At 61.4% G+C, this 15,255-nt stretch carries 16 protein-coding genes; 5 read left to right on the forward strand and 11 right to left on the reverse strand.

The features are described from left to right. The 6 genes from J9870_RS18230 to J9870_RS18255 all read right to left on the reverse strand — a co-directional run bounded on the left by J9870_RS18230 (nt 1) and on the right by J9870_RS18255 (nt 6,905). Entirely contained in the window at nt 1–876 is an 876-nt protein-coding gene (locus J9870_RS18230; RefSeq protein WP_210639370.1) for an ABC transporter permease, read from the reverse strand. Beyond that, a complete protein-coding gene (locus J9870_RS18235) occupies nt 873–1,829 on the reverse strand; it encodes an ABC transporter permease (RefSeq protein WP_210639371.1) in 957 nt (318 codons plus the stop codon). Before J9870_RS18235 ends, J9870_RS18230 begins: the two co-directional genes overlap by 4 nt. Nucleotides 1,830–1,872: 43 nt before the next feature. Beyond that, nucleotides 1,873–3,516, reverse strand: coding sequence for an ABC transporter substrate-binding protein (locus tag J9870_RS18240; protein WP_210639372.1), 1,644 nt, complete (start codon nt 3,514–3,516; stop codon nt 1,873–1,875). Nucleotides 3,517–3,602: 86 nt separating this feature from the next. After that, nucleotides 3,603–4,877, reverse strand: a complete 1,275-nt coding sequence (locus tag J9870_RS18245) for an FAD-binding oxidoreductase (RefSeq protein WP_210639373.1) — start codon at nt 4,875–4,877, stop codon at nt 3,603–3,605. Between the two features lie 35 nt (nt 4,878–4,912). Next, nucleotides 4,913–5,581, reverse strand: a complete 669-nt coding sequence (locus J9870_RS18250; protein WP_210639374.1) for a haloacid dehalogenase type II — start codon at nt 5,579–5,581, stop codon at nt 4,913–4,915. Between the two features lie 439 nt (nt 5,582–6,020). Next, the gene (locus J9870_RS18255) at nt 6,021–6,905 is read right to left on the reverse strand and encodes a LysR family transcriptional regulator (RefSeq protein WP_210639375.1); all 885 of its coding nucleotides are present in this window, start codon (nt 6,903–6,905) and stop codon (nt 6,021–6,023) included. A 95-nt stretch (nt 6,906–7,000) separates the two neighbouring features. Between J9870_RS18255 and J9870_RS18260 the strand changes: the two genes are divergently transcribed. From J9870_RS18260 to J9870_RS18275, 4 genes are all read left to right on the forward strand, one after another. Further along, nucleotides 7,001–8,137, forward strand: coding sequence for a DSD1 family PLP-dependent enzyme (locus tag J9870_RS18260; protein WP_210639376.1), 1,137 nt, complete (start codon nt 7,001–7,003; stop codon nt 8,135–8,137). Then, the gene (locus tag J9870_RS18265; RefSeq protein ID WP_210639377.1) at nt 8,127–8,525 is read left to right on the forward strand and encodes a RidA family protein; all 399 of its coding nucleotides are present in this window, start codon (nt 8,127–8,129) and stop codon (nt 8,523–8,525) included. The genes J9870_RS18260 and J9870_RS18265 overlap by 11 nt, the downstream gene beginning before the upstream one ends. After that, nucleotides 8,522–9,703, forward strand: coding sequence for an FAD-binding oxidoreductase (locus tag J9870_RS18270; RefSeq protein ID WP_210639378.1), 1,182 nt, complete (start codon nt 8,522–8,524; stop codon nt 9,701–9,703). The genes J9870_RS18265 and J9870_RS18270 overlap by 4 nt, the downstream gene beginning before the upstream one ends. A gap of 216 nt (nt 9,704–9,919) precedes the next feature. Next, nucleotides 9,920–11,368 carry an aldehyde dehydrogenase family protein gene (locus tag J9870_RS18275; protein WP_210639379.1) on the forward strand — a complete coding sequence of 483 codons (1,449 nt, stop codon included), beginning with the start codon at nt 9,920–9,922 and terminating at the stop codon, nt 11,366–11,368. A 5-nt stretch (nt 11,369–11,373) separates the two neighbouring features. On the opposite strand, the gene J9870_RS18280 is transcribed toward J9870_RS18275, so the two are convergent. Then, nucleotides 11,374–11,766 (reverse strand): GFA family protein, encoded by a 393-nt coding sequence (locus tag J9870_RS18280; protein ID WP_210639380.1) that lies wholly within the window; start codon nt 11,764–11,766, stop codon nt 11,374–11,376. Nucleotides 11,767–11,798: 32 nt separating this feature from the next. Next, entirely contained in the window at nt 11,799–12,725 is a 927-nt protein-coding gene (locus tag J9870_RS18285) for a LysR family transcriptional regulator (RefSeq protein ID WP_210639381.1), read from the reverse strand. Nucleotides 12,726–12,856: 131 nt separating this feature from the next. On the opposite strand from J9870_RS18285, the gene J9870_RS18290 reads away from it, so the two are divergent. Then, the gene (locus J9870_RS18290) at nt 12,857–13,258 is read left to right on the forward strand and encodes a RidA family protein (protein WP_210639382.1); all 402 of its coding nucleotides are present in this window, start codon (nt 12,857–12,859) and stop codon (nt 13,256–13,258) included. Nucleotides 13,259–13,473: 215 nt separating this feature from the next. Here the strand turns inward: J9870_RS18290 and J9870_RS18295 are convergent, their stop codons facing one another. The 3 genes from J9870_RS18295 to J9870_RS18305 form a co-directional block, all read right to left on the reverse strand. Then, nucleotides 13,474–13,953: a VOC family protein gene (locus tag J9870_RS18295; RefSeq protein ID WP_210639383.1), complete on the reverse strand. Its 480-nt coding sequence runs from the start codon at nt 13,951–13,953 to the stop codon at nt 13,474–13,476. A 75-nt stretch (nt 13,954–14,028) separates the two neighbouring features. After that, nucleotides 14,029–14,265 carry a hypothetical protein gene (locus J9870_RS18300; RefSeq protein WP_210639384.1) on the reverse strand — a complete coding sequence of 79 codons (237 nt, stop codon included), beginning with the start codon at nt 14,263–14,265 and terminating at the stop codon, nt 14,029–14,031. Continuing rightward, nucleotides 14,258–15,043 (reverse strand): VacJ family lipoprotein, encoded by a 786-nt coding sequence (locus J9870_RS18305; RefSeq protein WP_210639385.1) that lies wholly within the window; start codon nt 15,041–15,043, stop codon nt 14,258–14,260. The genes J9870_RS18300 and J9870_RS18305 overlap by 8 nt, the downstream gene beginning before the upstream one ends. Nucleotides 15,044–15,255: the final 212 nt, after the last annotated feature.

Here is a 15,255-nt window from a genome sequence, read left to right on the forward strand (position 1 = left end):
TCAATGACCTCCCGTACGTCGATTACGCCGCGAAGACAGGCGGTCGATAAACAGATTGACGCCGATGGTCAGGGTGCCAATGGCCAGGGCCGGAATCACAATGGCCGGTGCCCCCTGGTTGAGGCCGCCGATGTTTTCGCGCACCAGCGAACCCAGATCGGCGTCCGGCGGTTGCACACCCAGGCCAAGGAAGCTCATGCCGCTGAGCAGCAGCACGATGAAACCGAAGCGCAGGCCCAAGTCAGCCAGCACCGGGTTGAGCATGTTCGGCAAAATTTCCACGCACGCGATGTACAACCGCCGTTCACCCCGGGTACGGGCCACTTGCACGTATTCCAGAGCCTCGATGTTCACCGCCATGCTGCGCGCGATCCGGAACGCGCCCGGCGTGTAACTCAACACGGCCGTACACACCAGCAACGTCACCGACGAACCAAACGCCGAGACCATGATCAGCGCCAGCATCTTGCTCGGGATCGAAATGAAGGCGTCCATCAGGCGACTGATCAACTCATCCAGCCATTTCGGTGAAACCACCGACAGCAGTGCGCAACTGGTCCCAAGCCCGCTGGACAAGACCGCGGCCACCAGCGCCAGGCCCACGGTGAACTGTGCGCCGACCAGAATCCGACTGAGCATGTCGCGGCCCAGGTAATCGGTGCCCAACGGGTAAGCGGCGCTGAAGCTGTCGAAAACAGTGTCGGAAACCACTTCGCCCACCGGGTGTGGTGCCAGCCACGGGCCGAAGACCGCCACCAGCAACCAGACTGCACACAGCGCGGCGCCGACCAGTCCAAGCCAGGACGAGCCGTGAGCATCTTTGCCCAATGCCAGAGCGACCGCCGCGGTCGGGGGTTTCACAATGGGATTGTTCATTGGTTTCTCAGCCTCGGGTTGGAAAGGATCGCGCACAGATCGGCAATCAGCACCAACGTCAGGTACGCCGTGCAAAACAGCATGGTGCAGGCCTGGACCAGTGCCATGTCGCGGTTCGTCACCGCATCGACCATCAGGCTGGCGATACCGGGATAGTTGAAAATCGTCTCGACGATCACCACCCCGCCCAGCAGGTAGGAGAGGCTCAAGGCGATGGCGTTGGCGATCGGCCCGATGGCGTTGGGTAACGCATGGCGCAAGACCACCCGTACCGAACTCACGCCTTTGAGACGGGCCATTTCCACGTAAGGGCTGTCCAGTTGGTCGATCACCGCCGCCCGGGTCATGCGCGCCATTTGCGCGACGATCACGCAGCACAGCGTCATGACCGGCAAAGCATAGGTGCGCATGAATTGCAGCGGCGAGGTGATCTCACTGGAATAGGACAGCGCGGAAAGCCAGCCCAGGTTCACCGCGAAGATCAGCACCGCCAGGGTGGCGACGAGAAATTCCGGCACGGCCACCATCATCAGGGTAAAGAAACTCATGAAGCCGTCGATGCGACCACCTCGCCCCATCGCCGAACCGATGCCCAGGATCAAGGCCACTGGCACCGATACCAGCGCCGTGGCGGCCGCCAGCATCAGCGTGTTGGGCACCCTGCCCGCCATCAGCTCGGTGACCGGTACGGCATTGGATACCGACACGCCCATATCGCCGCTGAGCAAGCTGGTCAACCAGTGCAGGTAACGCAACACACCCGGCTGATCGAGGCCCATTTTCGCCCGCAGGGCCGCCACCTGTTCCGGCGTGGCGAACTGTCCCAGGGACTGTTGCGCCGCGTCTCCCGGCAACACCGCCGTGATGGCGAACACCACCATCGAGACGATCAACAGCGTCATGATCGCGGCGCCTACGCGCCGGCCGATCAACCACAGTGTGCTGCTATTCATCACCCTACCCCTCGTGCCATGTCACGTCGCAAGAGCGCGCTCATCACGCGTCAAGCCAGACTTGCTCAGCGAACATATAGCCCATGAAACCGCCCAGCGGGTTGGTGCCATAACCTTTGACGCGCTGGTCGACGCCGTCGATGTTGCTGATGAACACCGGGATGCCGATGCCGCTGTGCTCATGCACCAGGGTCTGCATGTCCGCGTACATCTTGCCGCGCTTGGCCTCGTCGGTTTCACCCCGGGCCTGTATCAGCAACTGGTCAAACTGTTCGTTTTTCCAGCCGGACTCGTTCCATGGCGCCGTGGACTGGAAGAACTGCGAGAACAGCATGTCGGCGTTGGGCCGGGGGTTGATGTTGCCGAAGCTCAGCGGGTGCTTGGCCCAGTGATTGGACCAGTAGCCATCGCTGGGCAGGCGGTTGACGTTGAGCTTGAGCCCGGCCTCCTTGGCCGATTGCTGCAGCAACACAGCAACGTCTACCGAGCCGGTGGCGGCCGGCGAGCACATCATTGGCATGCTGATGTTCTCCATGCCGGCTTTCTTCAGCAGGAAGCGCGCCTTTTCCGGATCGTAGGTCCGTTGCGGCAGGTCGGCATTGTAGAAACGTGCACCGGGGGCGATCGGGTGGTCGTTGCCGACCCTGGCGAAACCCCGGAAGATCGCCGACTTGACCTGTTCGCGGTCCAGCAGCAGCTTCATGGCCTCGGTGAACTCCGGGCTCTGGCCAGGCATCTGGTCCTGGCGAATGATCAGGTCGGTGTAGTTGCCCGATGGCGAGTCCACCACGCGATGGGTGGTGCTGTCCTTGATGCGCGTGGTCGAGCGCGGGTTGACCTCGTTGATGATCTGCACATCGCCGGAAAGCAGCGCGTTGACCCGTGACGGCTCGTCGGCGATACCGATGAACTCGATCTCGTCCAGGTACGGCAAACCCGGCTTCCAGTAATTGGTGTTGCGCGCGCCAATCGAACGCACCCCCGGTTTGAACTCCTTGACCTTGAACGGGCCGGTGCCGATGCCCTGGTTGAAGTCGGTGGTGCCTTCAGGGACGATCAGCAAGTGGGAGACGGCCAGGATCGAGGGCAGCTCGGCATTCGGCCCGCTCAGGCGTATCTGCACTTCATGGGTGCCGTTGGCCTTGACCTCGGCAAACTGCTCGGCCAGCGGCAGGACTTTGGAGCCGGTGATCGGGTCCTTGTGGCGCAACAGGGAGAACACCACATCAGCGGCGGTCAGCCCCTTGCCGTTGTGGAAGGTCACCTCTTTGCGCAGAGTGATCACCCAGAGCGTGGCGTCGGTGGTGTCGATGCGCTCGGCCAGTTCCAGTTGCGGCACCATGTGGTTATCGAAACGCGTCAGGCCGTTGTAGAACATGTAATGACGCACGTAGTCCGTAGACGATGAGCCTTTGGCCGGGTCCAGGGTATCGGCGGTGGAACTGGAGATGCCCGCCACCCGAATACGCCCGCCGGGCTTGCCTTTGCCAGGGCTCGCGGCGTCATCGGCCAGCAGCTTGCCAGCGGCGCCGAACAGGCTGCCGGCACCGGCTGCGGCCACGCCCGCCAGCCCGAGCATTTGCAAGGCATGCCGGCGTGACATGCCGCGATTGAGCCCTTCGAAAACACGCAGACTTTCTGTACCGGTGATCAACTGGTCTTTGATGCCGTTTTTATTGTCACTCATGTCAGTTCTACCTTTCGGAAAAATGATAGGGCTCGATTGCGCACGATTAACGCAACGTGTTGAAACGCCAAACAACACCATGAAACTCAGTGCAGGTAGTCCTGCAAGCGGTAATACGCGCCTACCAGCGGCAGGAACCAGGGCTTGCCGAAGTGTCCGGGAATGGCCGGCCAGTCAAGCTCGCGCCAAGGGTTGGCCTCGACCTTGCCGGCCATGACCTGGGCCATGACTTGCCCCATGTGCACCGACATCTGCACACCATGGCCGCTGTAGCCCATGGAGTGATAAACCCCTCCATGCTGGCCGGCCCGCGGCAGGCGATCGGACGTCATGTCCACCAGGCCGCCCCAGCAATAGTCGATCCGAGTGTTCGCCAACTGCGGGAACATCTGCACCATCGCCGCTTGCAGCACCTTGCCGCTCTTGGCGTCGGACACGCTGTCGGACATGGCAAACCGCGCCCGACCGCCAAACAGCAGACGGTTGTCCGGGGTCAGGCGAAAGTAGTTACCGATCATGCGGCTGGTGACATAAGAGCGCCGCGCCGGCAGCAAGCTGTCGATCAGCGCCTGGGGCAATACCTCGGTGGCAACCACGAAACTGCCCACCGGTACGATCCGCCGCCGATACCAGCCCAGGCCGCCCTGCTGGCAGGCGCCGGTCGCCAACAGGATCTGCGAGGCCTGCAGCGTCCCCTTGCTGGTGTTGACTCGATAACCGCCGGCACTGGCCTTCCAGTCCTGCACCGTCACCCCTTGGAAGATCAACGCACCGTGACGGGCAGCGGCTTCGGCCAGGCCGACACCGAAACGCCCGATGTGCATCTGCACGCCGTTGCGCTGCAACAGGCCACCGTGAAACTGCGCCGAATTGACTTCCGCCCGCGTCTCCTGGGCCGACAGCAACTCGACCTCGGCATCGACTTCCTTGCGGATCAATTCGCAGGTGCGCGCCAACCCTTCGTAGTGCATCGGCTTGGCGGCCAGCTTGAGCTTGCCGTTGCGCTTGAGGTCGCAGGCAATCCCCTCCTGCTCCACCAGCGAGACCACGCTCTGCACGGCACTTTCATAGGCTTGGTAATACGCCCGGGCCTTGTCGGCGCCGAGGCTGGCGGTGAGCGCCGCGTAATCCTGGGCCACGCCGGTACTGCAATGACCGCCGTTGCGTCCTGACGCCTCGCCAATCACCCTGCCCGCTTCCAGCACCGCCACGCTGGCCCCCTTCAAGGCCAAGGCCCGGGCCGCAGCCAGGCCGGTGAAACCACCACCGACGATGGCGACATCGACCTGCCCGGGCAACCCGCCGAGCTGGGCACCGGTGAAAGCCGGTGCGGTATCGAGCCAATAGGACTCACTGCCCATGTCTAACCCCTTACCTTGAAGAAGTGCGTCGAGACTCAGAGCCCGACCAGGCCGGCCAACCCGCCGATGTCCGGGATCTGGTGATAGCCATAGATGGCATTGGCCGGTTGTTCGTGACCACGGGCGACGAAGGCCTTGTTCTTGATCTTCATGTCGTGGGCCGACATCAGGTCGTAGCGGAAGCTCGACGACACATGCAAGACATCCTCCGGACCGCAGCCGAGGTTATCGAGCATGAATTCGAAAGCCGCCAGGCGTGGTTTGTAGGCCTGGGCCTGCTGGGCCGTGAAGACTTTATGGAAGGGCGCACCGAGCTTGTCGACGTTGGACATGATCTGCTCGTCCATCGCATTGGAGAAAATCACCAGGGGGATCTTGTCGGCGATTTTCGACAGGCCCGCCGGTACATCGGCGTGGGGGCCCCAGGTTGGAACGGCGTCGTAATAGAGCTGGCCTTCGCCGCGATACTCGACGCCCCAACGCTTGCAGACCCGCATCAGGGAGGTCTTGATGATTTCATCATAGGGCCGCCATTCACCCATCACCTGGTCCAGGCGATAAGCGGAGAAATCCTTGACGAACTGGTCCATCTGCCCGGCATCGACACGGTCGGCGAACAGCTCGCGCGTCATGGTGCCCATCTGGAAATTGGTCAACGTGCCGTAGCAGTCGAAGGTGATGTACTTGGGTCGAAGAAAGCTCATGAGTGCGGTCCTGGATTGTTGTTGAAGACATGCCGAGGCAAACATTGATGCCGTTCGTGAAACGTCGGTGCAACGCTGCATCACGTTTTCATTACAACACCATGAGACCGTGGATAAATCGTTAAAAATACCGGCCGCTTGGTACAAACCACCGTTTTGCAGGGTTCGCTCAGCAGACTTTGCGGGATGCTCCAGGCGTGGGCGCTGCGCCCGTGTTTCTGTGGGTTTGCGGGCAGTAATGGTGCGCCAGACAGGTCGCCAAAGGGTCGTTTGCGGCAGAATCTACGCCGGCCGCGAGCAGCTTCAGTATCTTTGTTGAATGGGATGCCGCCATCGCGAGCAAGCTCGCTCCCACAGGGATCTTGGGCGTTCGCATGATTGGTGTTCGCTACAAGCGAGCTTGCTCGCGATAGCGGTGGGTCTGTTGGAGATCTTTTGTTCAGGCTTTCAACTCAGCCTCAAGAAAGCTCACCAACGCCTGTACTCGCGCGCTGCGCAGTTTGCGCGAGGGCACCAGCAGGTTGATCGGGGCGCTGTCGAATTGCCAATCGGCGAGCACCCGTACCAGGCGGCCATCGGCGATGGCTTTGCTGACGTCCCATTGCGAACGCAGCACCAAGCCCAGGCCTTGTTCTGCCCAGCGTCGAGCCACGCTGCCATCGTTGCTCAATAAAGCCGGTTTGATCCTTAGGGTTTTTCGCCCTTGTTCATTACGCAGATGCCATAGCGTGACATCCTCATCGTTTTCACGAATACAAATGCAGCGATGCTCGGCGAGTTGCTCAGGTGATGACGGTGTACCGTACTGCTCCAGATACGCAGGACTGGCGCATAACCATCGGTCGTTCTGCGTTAGGGGCCGGGCGACCCAGAGGCTGTCGCTGAGGGTGCCGATGTGAATCACCGCGTCGCTGTCGTGACGATCGGGCCAAGGCGTTTCCCGCAGATCCAGATGCAGGCACAGCTGCGGATGCAACCTGGCGAAGCGGGCCAACAACGGCGCGATGTGTTGTCGGCCATAACCGAACGGTGCCGCCAGCCTGAGCGTGCCGACCAGGCGATCATCCTGCTGCTTGAACGACTCGGGCAGCGCCTCCAGTTGATCCAGCAACAACGCACTCTGCCGGGAAAAACGCTCACCATCGGCGGTCAGGCTCAAGCGCCGGGCGTCACGGTTGGCCAGGGTCAGGCCAAGCTGCGTCTCCAGTTTGCGCAGACGCATGGACAACGCGGGCGGCGAGACATTGAGCGCCCTGGCGGCGGCGCTTAGCGATTCAGAGCGCGCCAGGGTCACGGCCATACGCAGGTCTTCGAAGCTGATCATTCAGTTCAACTTAATGATTGATGACGCGACATTAAACCACGACTTTACGATGACTGAGTAGAGTCGAGCCTGTCTTCAACCTCCGAGCCCTGTTCATGCCAGCCTCAATTGCCTCCCTCGACACCCCGGTCGCGCTCATTGACGTCCCGCAAATGCAGCGCAATATCCAACGCATGCAGCAACGCATGGACAACCTGGGTGTGCGCCTGCGTCCCCATATCAAAACCAGCAAATGCCTGCCGGTGGTCCAGGCGCAGATCAAGGCAGGTGCCAGCGGAGTCACGGTTTCCACGTTGAAGGAAGCGGCGCATTGTTTTGCTGAAGGCATCCAGGACATCTTCTACGCCGTCGCCATGGCCCCCGGCAAACTGCCTCAGGCCCTGACGCTCAAGCGCAAGGGATGCCAGTTGAGCATCTTGACCGACAGCCTGATCGCTGCCCAAGCCATCGTCGACTTCGGCCAGCAGCACGACGAGCGTTTCGACGTCTGGATCGAGATCGATTGCGACGGCCATCGATCAGGCCTGCGGGTCGAGGACGACACCCTCATCGAGATCGCACGCAGGCTCAACGAAGGTGGCATGCAGCTGTGCGGCGTGATGACCCACGCCGGCTCCAGCTATGAACTCGACACCCCCCTGGCGCTGCAAGCCCTGGCCGAACAGGAACGCCACCTCTGCGTCAGCGCCGCCCAACGCATCCGCGCAGCCGGGTTGGCCTGCCCGCAGGTCAGCATCGGCTCGACGCCCACGGCATTGTCGGCGCTGAACCTGGAAGGCGTGACCGAGGTTCGCGCGGGTGTCTATGTGTTCTTCGATCTGGTGATGCACAACATCGGCGTTTGCCAGGCGGATGAATTGGCGCTGAGTGTGTTGACCACCGTCATCGGTCATCAGCAGGACAAAGGCTGGATCATCACCGATGCCGGCTGGATGGCCATGAGCCGGGACCGGGGTACGCAACGCCAGCAACGGGACTTCGGTTACGGACAGGTGTGCAGCGAAACCGGCGACTGGATCGAAGGCGCCCTGCTCTCCAGCGCCAACCAGGAACACGGCATCATCACCCTTTCAAGTACTAGGGACATCGATATCACCGAGCGTTTTCCCATTGGCAGCCGCCTGCGCATCCTGCCCAACCACGCCTGCGCCACCGGTGCGCAATTCCCTGATTACCGCGCCTGCGATGCCTCGGGCCAGGTGCACACCTGGAGTCGTCTGCATGGCTGGTGAGATCGAGTTTATTCACACAAACCAAGCCGCCGCTGCGGGTGGACATTACAGCCAGGCTGTGTCGCATCAGGGGGTCTTGTATGTGTCCGGACAACTGCCAGTGCGCGCCGATGGCAGCCACAGCGTCGACCAGCCGTTCGAGGTCCAAGCCTGTATCGCCCTGGACAACCTGATGGCGATTCTCGGCGCAGCGGGGCGTGAACCCAGCGACCTTTTAAAGGTGACGGTCTACGTCGCCGGCGTCGAACACTGGCCTGCTTTCGACCGGATCTACGCCCGCTATCTGGGCGAACACCGGCCTGCGCGCGCAGTGGTGCCCGTCCCGGCCTTGCACCATGGGTATCTGATTGAAATCGAAGCGCTGGCGGGCAGTGAGAGCACATCATGAAACCGGAAAAAAGCGATGTACTGATTATCGGCGGCGGCATCATGGGATCGGCGTCGGCGTTTTTCCTGCGCCAGCGCGGGCACTCGGTGACGTTACTGGAACGCGACCTGATCGGCCAATACGCCAGCGGCGTGAATTTCGGCAACGTGCGGCGCCAAGGGCGTTTCCTTGGCCAACTGGAGTTGTCCAATCGCTCATACGGGTTGTGGAAACGGCTGCCCGAGTTGATTGGCGATGACCTGGAGTTCATCCCCAGCGGCCATATGCGCGTCTGCTATCGCGAGGATGAAATCGCTGAACTGCAAGCCTACGCCGCCGCCCCCGAAGCCCGCGAACTGGACTTGCAGATCATCACCGGCAAGGCCTTGCACGAGCGTTTTCCGTTCCTCGGCCCGGAGGTCAAGGGCGGCTCTTACGCACCACACGACGGCCACGCCAACCCTCGTCTGGCGGCCCCGGCATTTGCCCGCGCGGCGACACGGGCCGGGGCCAGCGTCCGTGAGCGCACGGAAGTCGCCAACGTACAAAAGGTGAACGGCGAATTCCACGTGACCACCACCGACGGCCAGCTGTTCATTGCCGAACAACTGCTGATCACCGCCGGTGCCTGGGGAGCAAAATTGTCCGAACAATTCGGCGAAGCCGTGCCCCTGGAGGCCAATGGGCCGCAGATGTCGGTTACCGAACCGGTGCCCTATGCCTTGCCAACGGTGATCGGCGTGTTTACCAAGATAAAGGAAGAGGTGATTTATTTTCGGCAGATACCGCGAGGCAACCTCATCATCGGCGGTGGCAACCGCTGTAAGCCGGACATGCTCAACCGTCGCGCTTACTTCAAGCCCGAAAGCCTGCTCAATCAGATGCGGCAGATGGGGCGGCTATTACCCGGGGCGGCGAACCTCAACATCATCCGGGTCTGGAGCGGCATCGAGAGCTATACGCCGGACTCGCTGCCGATCATGGGCCCCAGCGGCAAGGTCGAGGGGTTGTTCTACGCCTTTGGTTTCTGTGGGCATGGCTTCCAGCTCGGCCCGGGCGTCGGCGACGTCATGGCCGAGTTGATCAGCACCGGCAGCACCGGCACCTTGATCAGCCCGTTTGATATTCGCAGGTTCACCGAACCGACAGCTCTGGTTATGCCTCATGGGAGCATTCCCAGCACCGGCAGACTTGTTTGACGCAAGCCATCGACCAGCGACTGGACGCACTTTCTCACCCTGAACGAAGGCCGTTGCTTTTTTTGCGAAGTCCGCCCGGCAGATACAGCAGATTCTTCTTTGCCAGGCTCGAGAACGGCATATCCCATCAGGGCCGCTTTGTTAGTTTATCGAGAAGAAAACGGCATCACGATCTGCTGCCGGCAGTGCTATCACCGCTCTATGGGAGCCCGTTGGATGACCACCCAATCTTCAAACAACCCACCTGTATTCCAGCAGTTTTATATCAACGGTGAATGGCAATCTCCGGTGCATCCGGCAATGCTGCCCGTGGTCAACCCCGCCACCGAGCAAGTCATTGCCGAGGTCGCCCGCGGCTCAAGCGAGGACGTTGATCGGGCCGTCGCGGCAGCGCGCGCAGCGTTTCCCGGCTGGTCAGCGACGCCGGTGGACACTCGCGTGGCGATCCTTGGAAAGATCCATGAACTGATCCTTGAACGCAAAGAAGAACTGGCCCAGGCACTGTCGCTGGAAATGGGCGCGGCCATCAGCTTCGCCCGAGCCATGCAAGTGCCGCTGGCAGCTGAACACGTACGGGTGGCCCGTGATGTGGTGTCCACTTATCGCTTCCAGAAAGTCGAGAATGGCACGGCCATTCAACGCGAACCCATCGGCGTCTGCGGCCTCATCACGCCGTGGAACTGGCCGCTGTACCAAATCACCGCCAAGGTCGCCCCGGCGATTGCCGCCGGCTGCACAGTGGTGTTGAAACCCAGCGAACTGTCGCCCCTGAGCGCCCTGCTCTTCGCCCAACTGGTGCACGACGCAGGCCTTCCGGCGGGTGTCTTCAACCTGGTGAACGGCAGTGGTGCCGAAGTCGGCGCAGCCATGGCGGCGCATCCCGACATCGACATGATCTCCATCACCGGCTCGAACCGCGCCGGAGCACTGGTGGCCCAAGCCGCCGCCCCTACGGTCAAGCGCGTTACACAAGAGTTGGGGGGCAAGTCGCCGAACGTGCTGTTGCCCGACGCCGACTTCGCCAAGGCCGTGCCGCCAGGGGTGATGTCGGCGTTTCGCAACGTCGGCCAATCGTGCAGCGCGCCAACCAGAATGATCGTGCCCAGGAACCGCTTGGCGGAAGTCGAGGCGTTGGCGGCCGCAACCGCCACCGCGATCGTCGTGGGCGATCCGCAGTCGGAAGAAACCGTGCTCGGTCCCATCGCCAATGAAGCCCAGTTCAATCGCGTGCAGGTCATGATCGAAGTCGGCTTGAACGAGGGCGCCAAGCTTGTCTGCGGTGGCCCAGGGCGCCCGGAGGGTCTTGAACAGGGCTTCTACACCCGGCCGACAGTGTTCTCCCAGGTAGACAGCGCCATGCGCATCGCCCAGGAAGAAATCTTCGGCCCGGTGCTGTGCATCATCCCCTATGACACGGTGGATGAAGCCGTCGCCATCGCCAACGACACCGTCTATGGGCTGGGCGCTCATGTCCAGGGCCAGGACCTTGGACAGGCGCGTAGCGTTGCGTCGCGTATTCGCTCCGGGCAAGTGCTGTTGAACTATCCGGCGTGGAATCCGATGGCACCGTTTGGCGGCTACAAGCGCTCAGGCAATGGCCGTGAGTATGGTGTGCATGGGTTCGAGGAATACCTGGAGATCAAGGCGATTGTCGGGTTTGAGTGATTGCGCTAGCCCTCGGAGCGCCCCGTGCCCTCGCGATCATGGGCGTAGTGTCGGGTGAACGGAAACGCCGGCAGCCACGACTCGCGGCGCACGGTCCAGCTTTCGTAGGTGGACATCAGTTGATCGGGGGCGTCCAGCGTGCCCAGGTTCACTTCGATTTCGTCACCGGTACGGGCGTACACCGACGAGCCACAGCGCGGGCAGAAAAAACGCCCGGCGTAGTCCCGTGTTTCCCCCTCGATCGTCACCGCGTCCTGGGGGAACACCGCTGCGGCGTAGAAGAGTGCGCCGTGATGCTTGCGACAGTCGAGGCAGTGACAGAGGCCGACCCGGTATGGCCGGCCAGAAGCTTGGATGCGAACGTTACCGCACAGGCAACCGCCGGTGAATCGGTCCATGGTGTGTCTCCTCTACAATCCGGGGCCATGCTTCATAACTCATACCGGTCAATGGTAGGCGCATGTTGCGCCATCAGTTCCACGACCCAATCGATGAACACTCGTAACTTGGCACTGACGTGGCGGTTCGGGGGATAGGCCAGATAAAGCGGCATCGGCTCGAGCTGCCAGTCTTCGAACAGCGGCACCAACTCACCTTGCGCCTGGTGACGTCGGGACATGTACTCGGGCAGCCAGAGCACACCCAGCCCCGCCAAACCGGCCGCGAGATAGGCGTTGCCGTCATCGATGGCCAACGCGTAGCGCCCTTTGACGTGAAGCAGCTCACCGTCACGGCGCATGGCGTAGGGCAAGGATTTCCCAGTGCGAGCCCACAGGAAACCCACGGTACGATGGTGCGAATCTTCCAGCTCTCGCGGATGCGCGGGCCGGCCAAAGCGTGCCAGGTAACTCGGGGCGGCGAAGACGCCGAGGGCGAGATCGCCGACGCGTCGGGCGACCAGCGACTGATCCCTCAATTCACCGCCGCGCACCACGCAATCGACGTTTTCATCGATCAAGTCGACGATGCGATCACTCACGCCCATGTCGATCTGGATGTCCGGGTATCGCTCATAGAACGCCGGCAAGGCCGGTATCAGGATCAGAGCGGCCAGCGGGCTCGGCACATCCACCCGCAGCCGGCCCCTGGGCAGCGCTTGTGCACCGGACAGGCTGGTCTCGGCGTCGTCCATGTCGGCGAGCAGGCGGACCACCCGTTCATAGTAGGCAGCGCCGTCGGCGGTGACGTTGACCTTGCGCGTGGTGCGGTTGAGCAACTTGACCCGCAACCGGGCCTCGAGTTGCTGCACCAGTTGGGTCACCGTGGTCTTGCTCATGTGCAGGGTGTCAGCCGCCTTGGTGAAGCTGCCCGCCTCCACGACTCGAACGAACGCCTGCATCGCATCAAAACGGTCCATTTCCGCCTCGGGTATCTATCAGATTGTTTGGATTTTACAAACAGTGAAGGCCAAGGTTGCTCGTTTATCCCCCAGGCACAAGCCCCTAGAGTGCTTTCATCGTTGGTTCCAACCTTTTGATGGAGGCAGTCATGACACAGCGTGATGTGGTTTTTCCGGCCGGGCGCCAGGCACTTTATGAACGTAACCGCTACTCGCCGGCTATTCGTTCCAATGGCTTTCTGTTCGTCTCGGGGCAAGTCGGCAGCACCGAAGACGGCTCGCCTGAGCCCGATCTGGAGGCTCAGGTCCGGCTGGCGTTCAACAATCTGAAGGCGATTCTCGCCGCTGCTGGCTGCAGCTTTGACGATGTGATTGATGTCACCGTCTTCATCGTCGATCCCGAATCGACATTCGAGAGGATCTGGAAAGTGGTGCCGGAATTCTGGGGTGACGCGCCGCATCCGACGCTGACTGGGGTGGGGGTGACGTGGTTGTATGGTTTTCAGTTTGAAATCAAGGTGATTGCCAAATTGCCTGAAACCACCCTGTAGGTCCGCATGCATTAATGTTGGGCTGTGCCACCGTCATCGCGAGCAAGCTCGCTCCCATGGGGAATGGCGGTGAACTCGGATCTTCGGCCCATCCTGAAACCAATGTGGGAGCGAGCCTGCTCGCGATAGCGGGGGTCAGTCTGTATCAATGTTGGCTGTACTGCCATCATCGCGAGCAGGCTCGCTCCCACAGAGGGTCTTCAGTGGGTCGCCGGCTAGCCTTTCACCGCTGCTTCAATCGCGGCAATGTCGATCTTGGTCATTGTCATCATGGCCTCGAAAGCGCGTTTGGCGGCTGCTTTATCGGAGCTGGTGACCGCATCAACCAGGACCCGCGGGGATATCTGCCATGACAAGCCCCACTTGTCCTTGCACCAGCCGCAGGCGCTCGCCTGACCGCCGTTGTCGATGATCGCGTTCCATAAACGGTCCGTTTCGGCCTGGTCATCGGTGGCGATCTGAAATGAGAAGGCCTCACTGTGCTTGAATACCGGCCCGCCATTGAGTCCGATACAAGGAATGCCTATCACCGTGAAGTCCACGGTGATCACGTCACCCTCCTTGCCCGATGGATAATCGCCAGGAGCATGATGGACGGCGTTAACCGCACTGTCGGGAAAGGTTCTTGCATAGAACTGTGCCGCTTCCAGAGCGGTGCCGTCGTACCAGAGACATATCCTGTTCTTATTGTTCATCCGGATTCTCCGAGAGAAGGACTGGACGATGAAGTCTAGCAGCGCTCTGGACAGGTGACAGGGAACGAACCGGGCTCAGGCACTCACCCGTTCCCCGTGATCGACCATCCAGCGAATCATCCGCGCCAAGGGCACCCGATGATGGCGGATGGCGCACCAGGAAATATCCTCGTGCCGGTACAGTTCGACATAACGGCTGAGCAGCACATGACGACCATCCTCGGCCAGTTGCAACGAAAATTCACGGCAATGCAGGGTATCCCGACTGAGGGTTTTGACTCGCCGATTCAGGATCAACGCATCGTTACTCATTTGCCGCTTCCCCACCCTGGCAGTGCGGCCCCTGAATGACCGCCCCCGACTTCCCCTGCGCAACAAAATCGGCACGCTGCTGCGCCGTTGCATCGCGAAGCGCTACGTAGTAATCCGGCTGGGTCTGCAACTGGTCGGTCACAGGCAATGCCTCGGCTCGGCCATCGACAACGCCGCCGACGGTGTTGATCGTTCCCAAGGTGTCGACGGTGCTGCTGTTGTCGCCGAACGGGTCGACGGCGAAACCCAGCACTTTGCCCGTCGCATCCCTCAGGTTGGCGCTGCCCAGCAGCGGCAGTTCCACGATAGGCCCGGGGGCGACGTTCCAGACGCCGAAGGTCTGGCCGAAATCGGCCTTGTGGCGCTCGATGCCCAGCTTGCCCGACACGTCGATCAGCCCGACGATACCCGCCGTGGTGTTGATGACGAAACGCCCCAATGTGTTGACCGAACGTTGTGCATTGCCTTGCAGCAAGTCGTTGATGAACACCTTGGGCTCGCCGAAGTTCGCCACGAAGTTGTGGACGCCGGCCTGGAACATCTCCGGCAGCTTGAGATAACCCCGGGCAACCGGGGCCAGCGCATAGTCATCCACGGTTCGGTTGAACGCGAAGATGCCGCGGTTGATGGGCTCTGCGGGATCATGGACGGTGAAAGTCGTACTGTCACAACTACCCGCAGTGGCAGCAGGCGTGGTGGAGCAACCGCTGGCGAGTGCCACCAGAGCAATGACTAGAGAGGTGCGAACACATAACGGCGCGGGTTTGAACGTCGGCATACAAGGTGATCTCGGCAAGGAAAAAGTGGTGCTACCAACGCCAGTCAAAAGCCGAACCCGCCCCTATGGCGAGGGAGCTTGCTCCCGCTGGGGCGCGAAGCGGTCCTGGTTTTGGGGCTGCTGCGCAGCCCAGCGGGAGCACGCGCCCTCGTCACAGGTTCGATGTTGGCTGGCTGTTCAACTGACGGGTATTGGGGGGCCATCCTGCCGCT

The organism is Pseudomonas sp. Tri1 (genome assembly GCF_017968885.1).
Taxonomy (GTDB): domain Bacteria; phylum Pseudomonadota; class Gammaproteobacteria; order Pseudomonadales; family Pseudomonadaceae; genus Aquipseudomonas.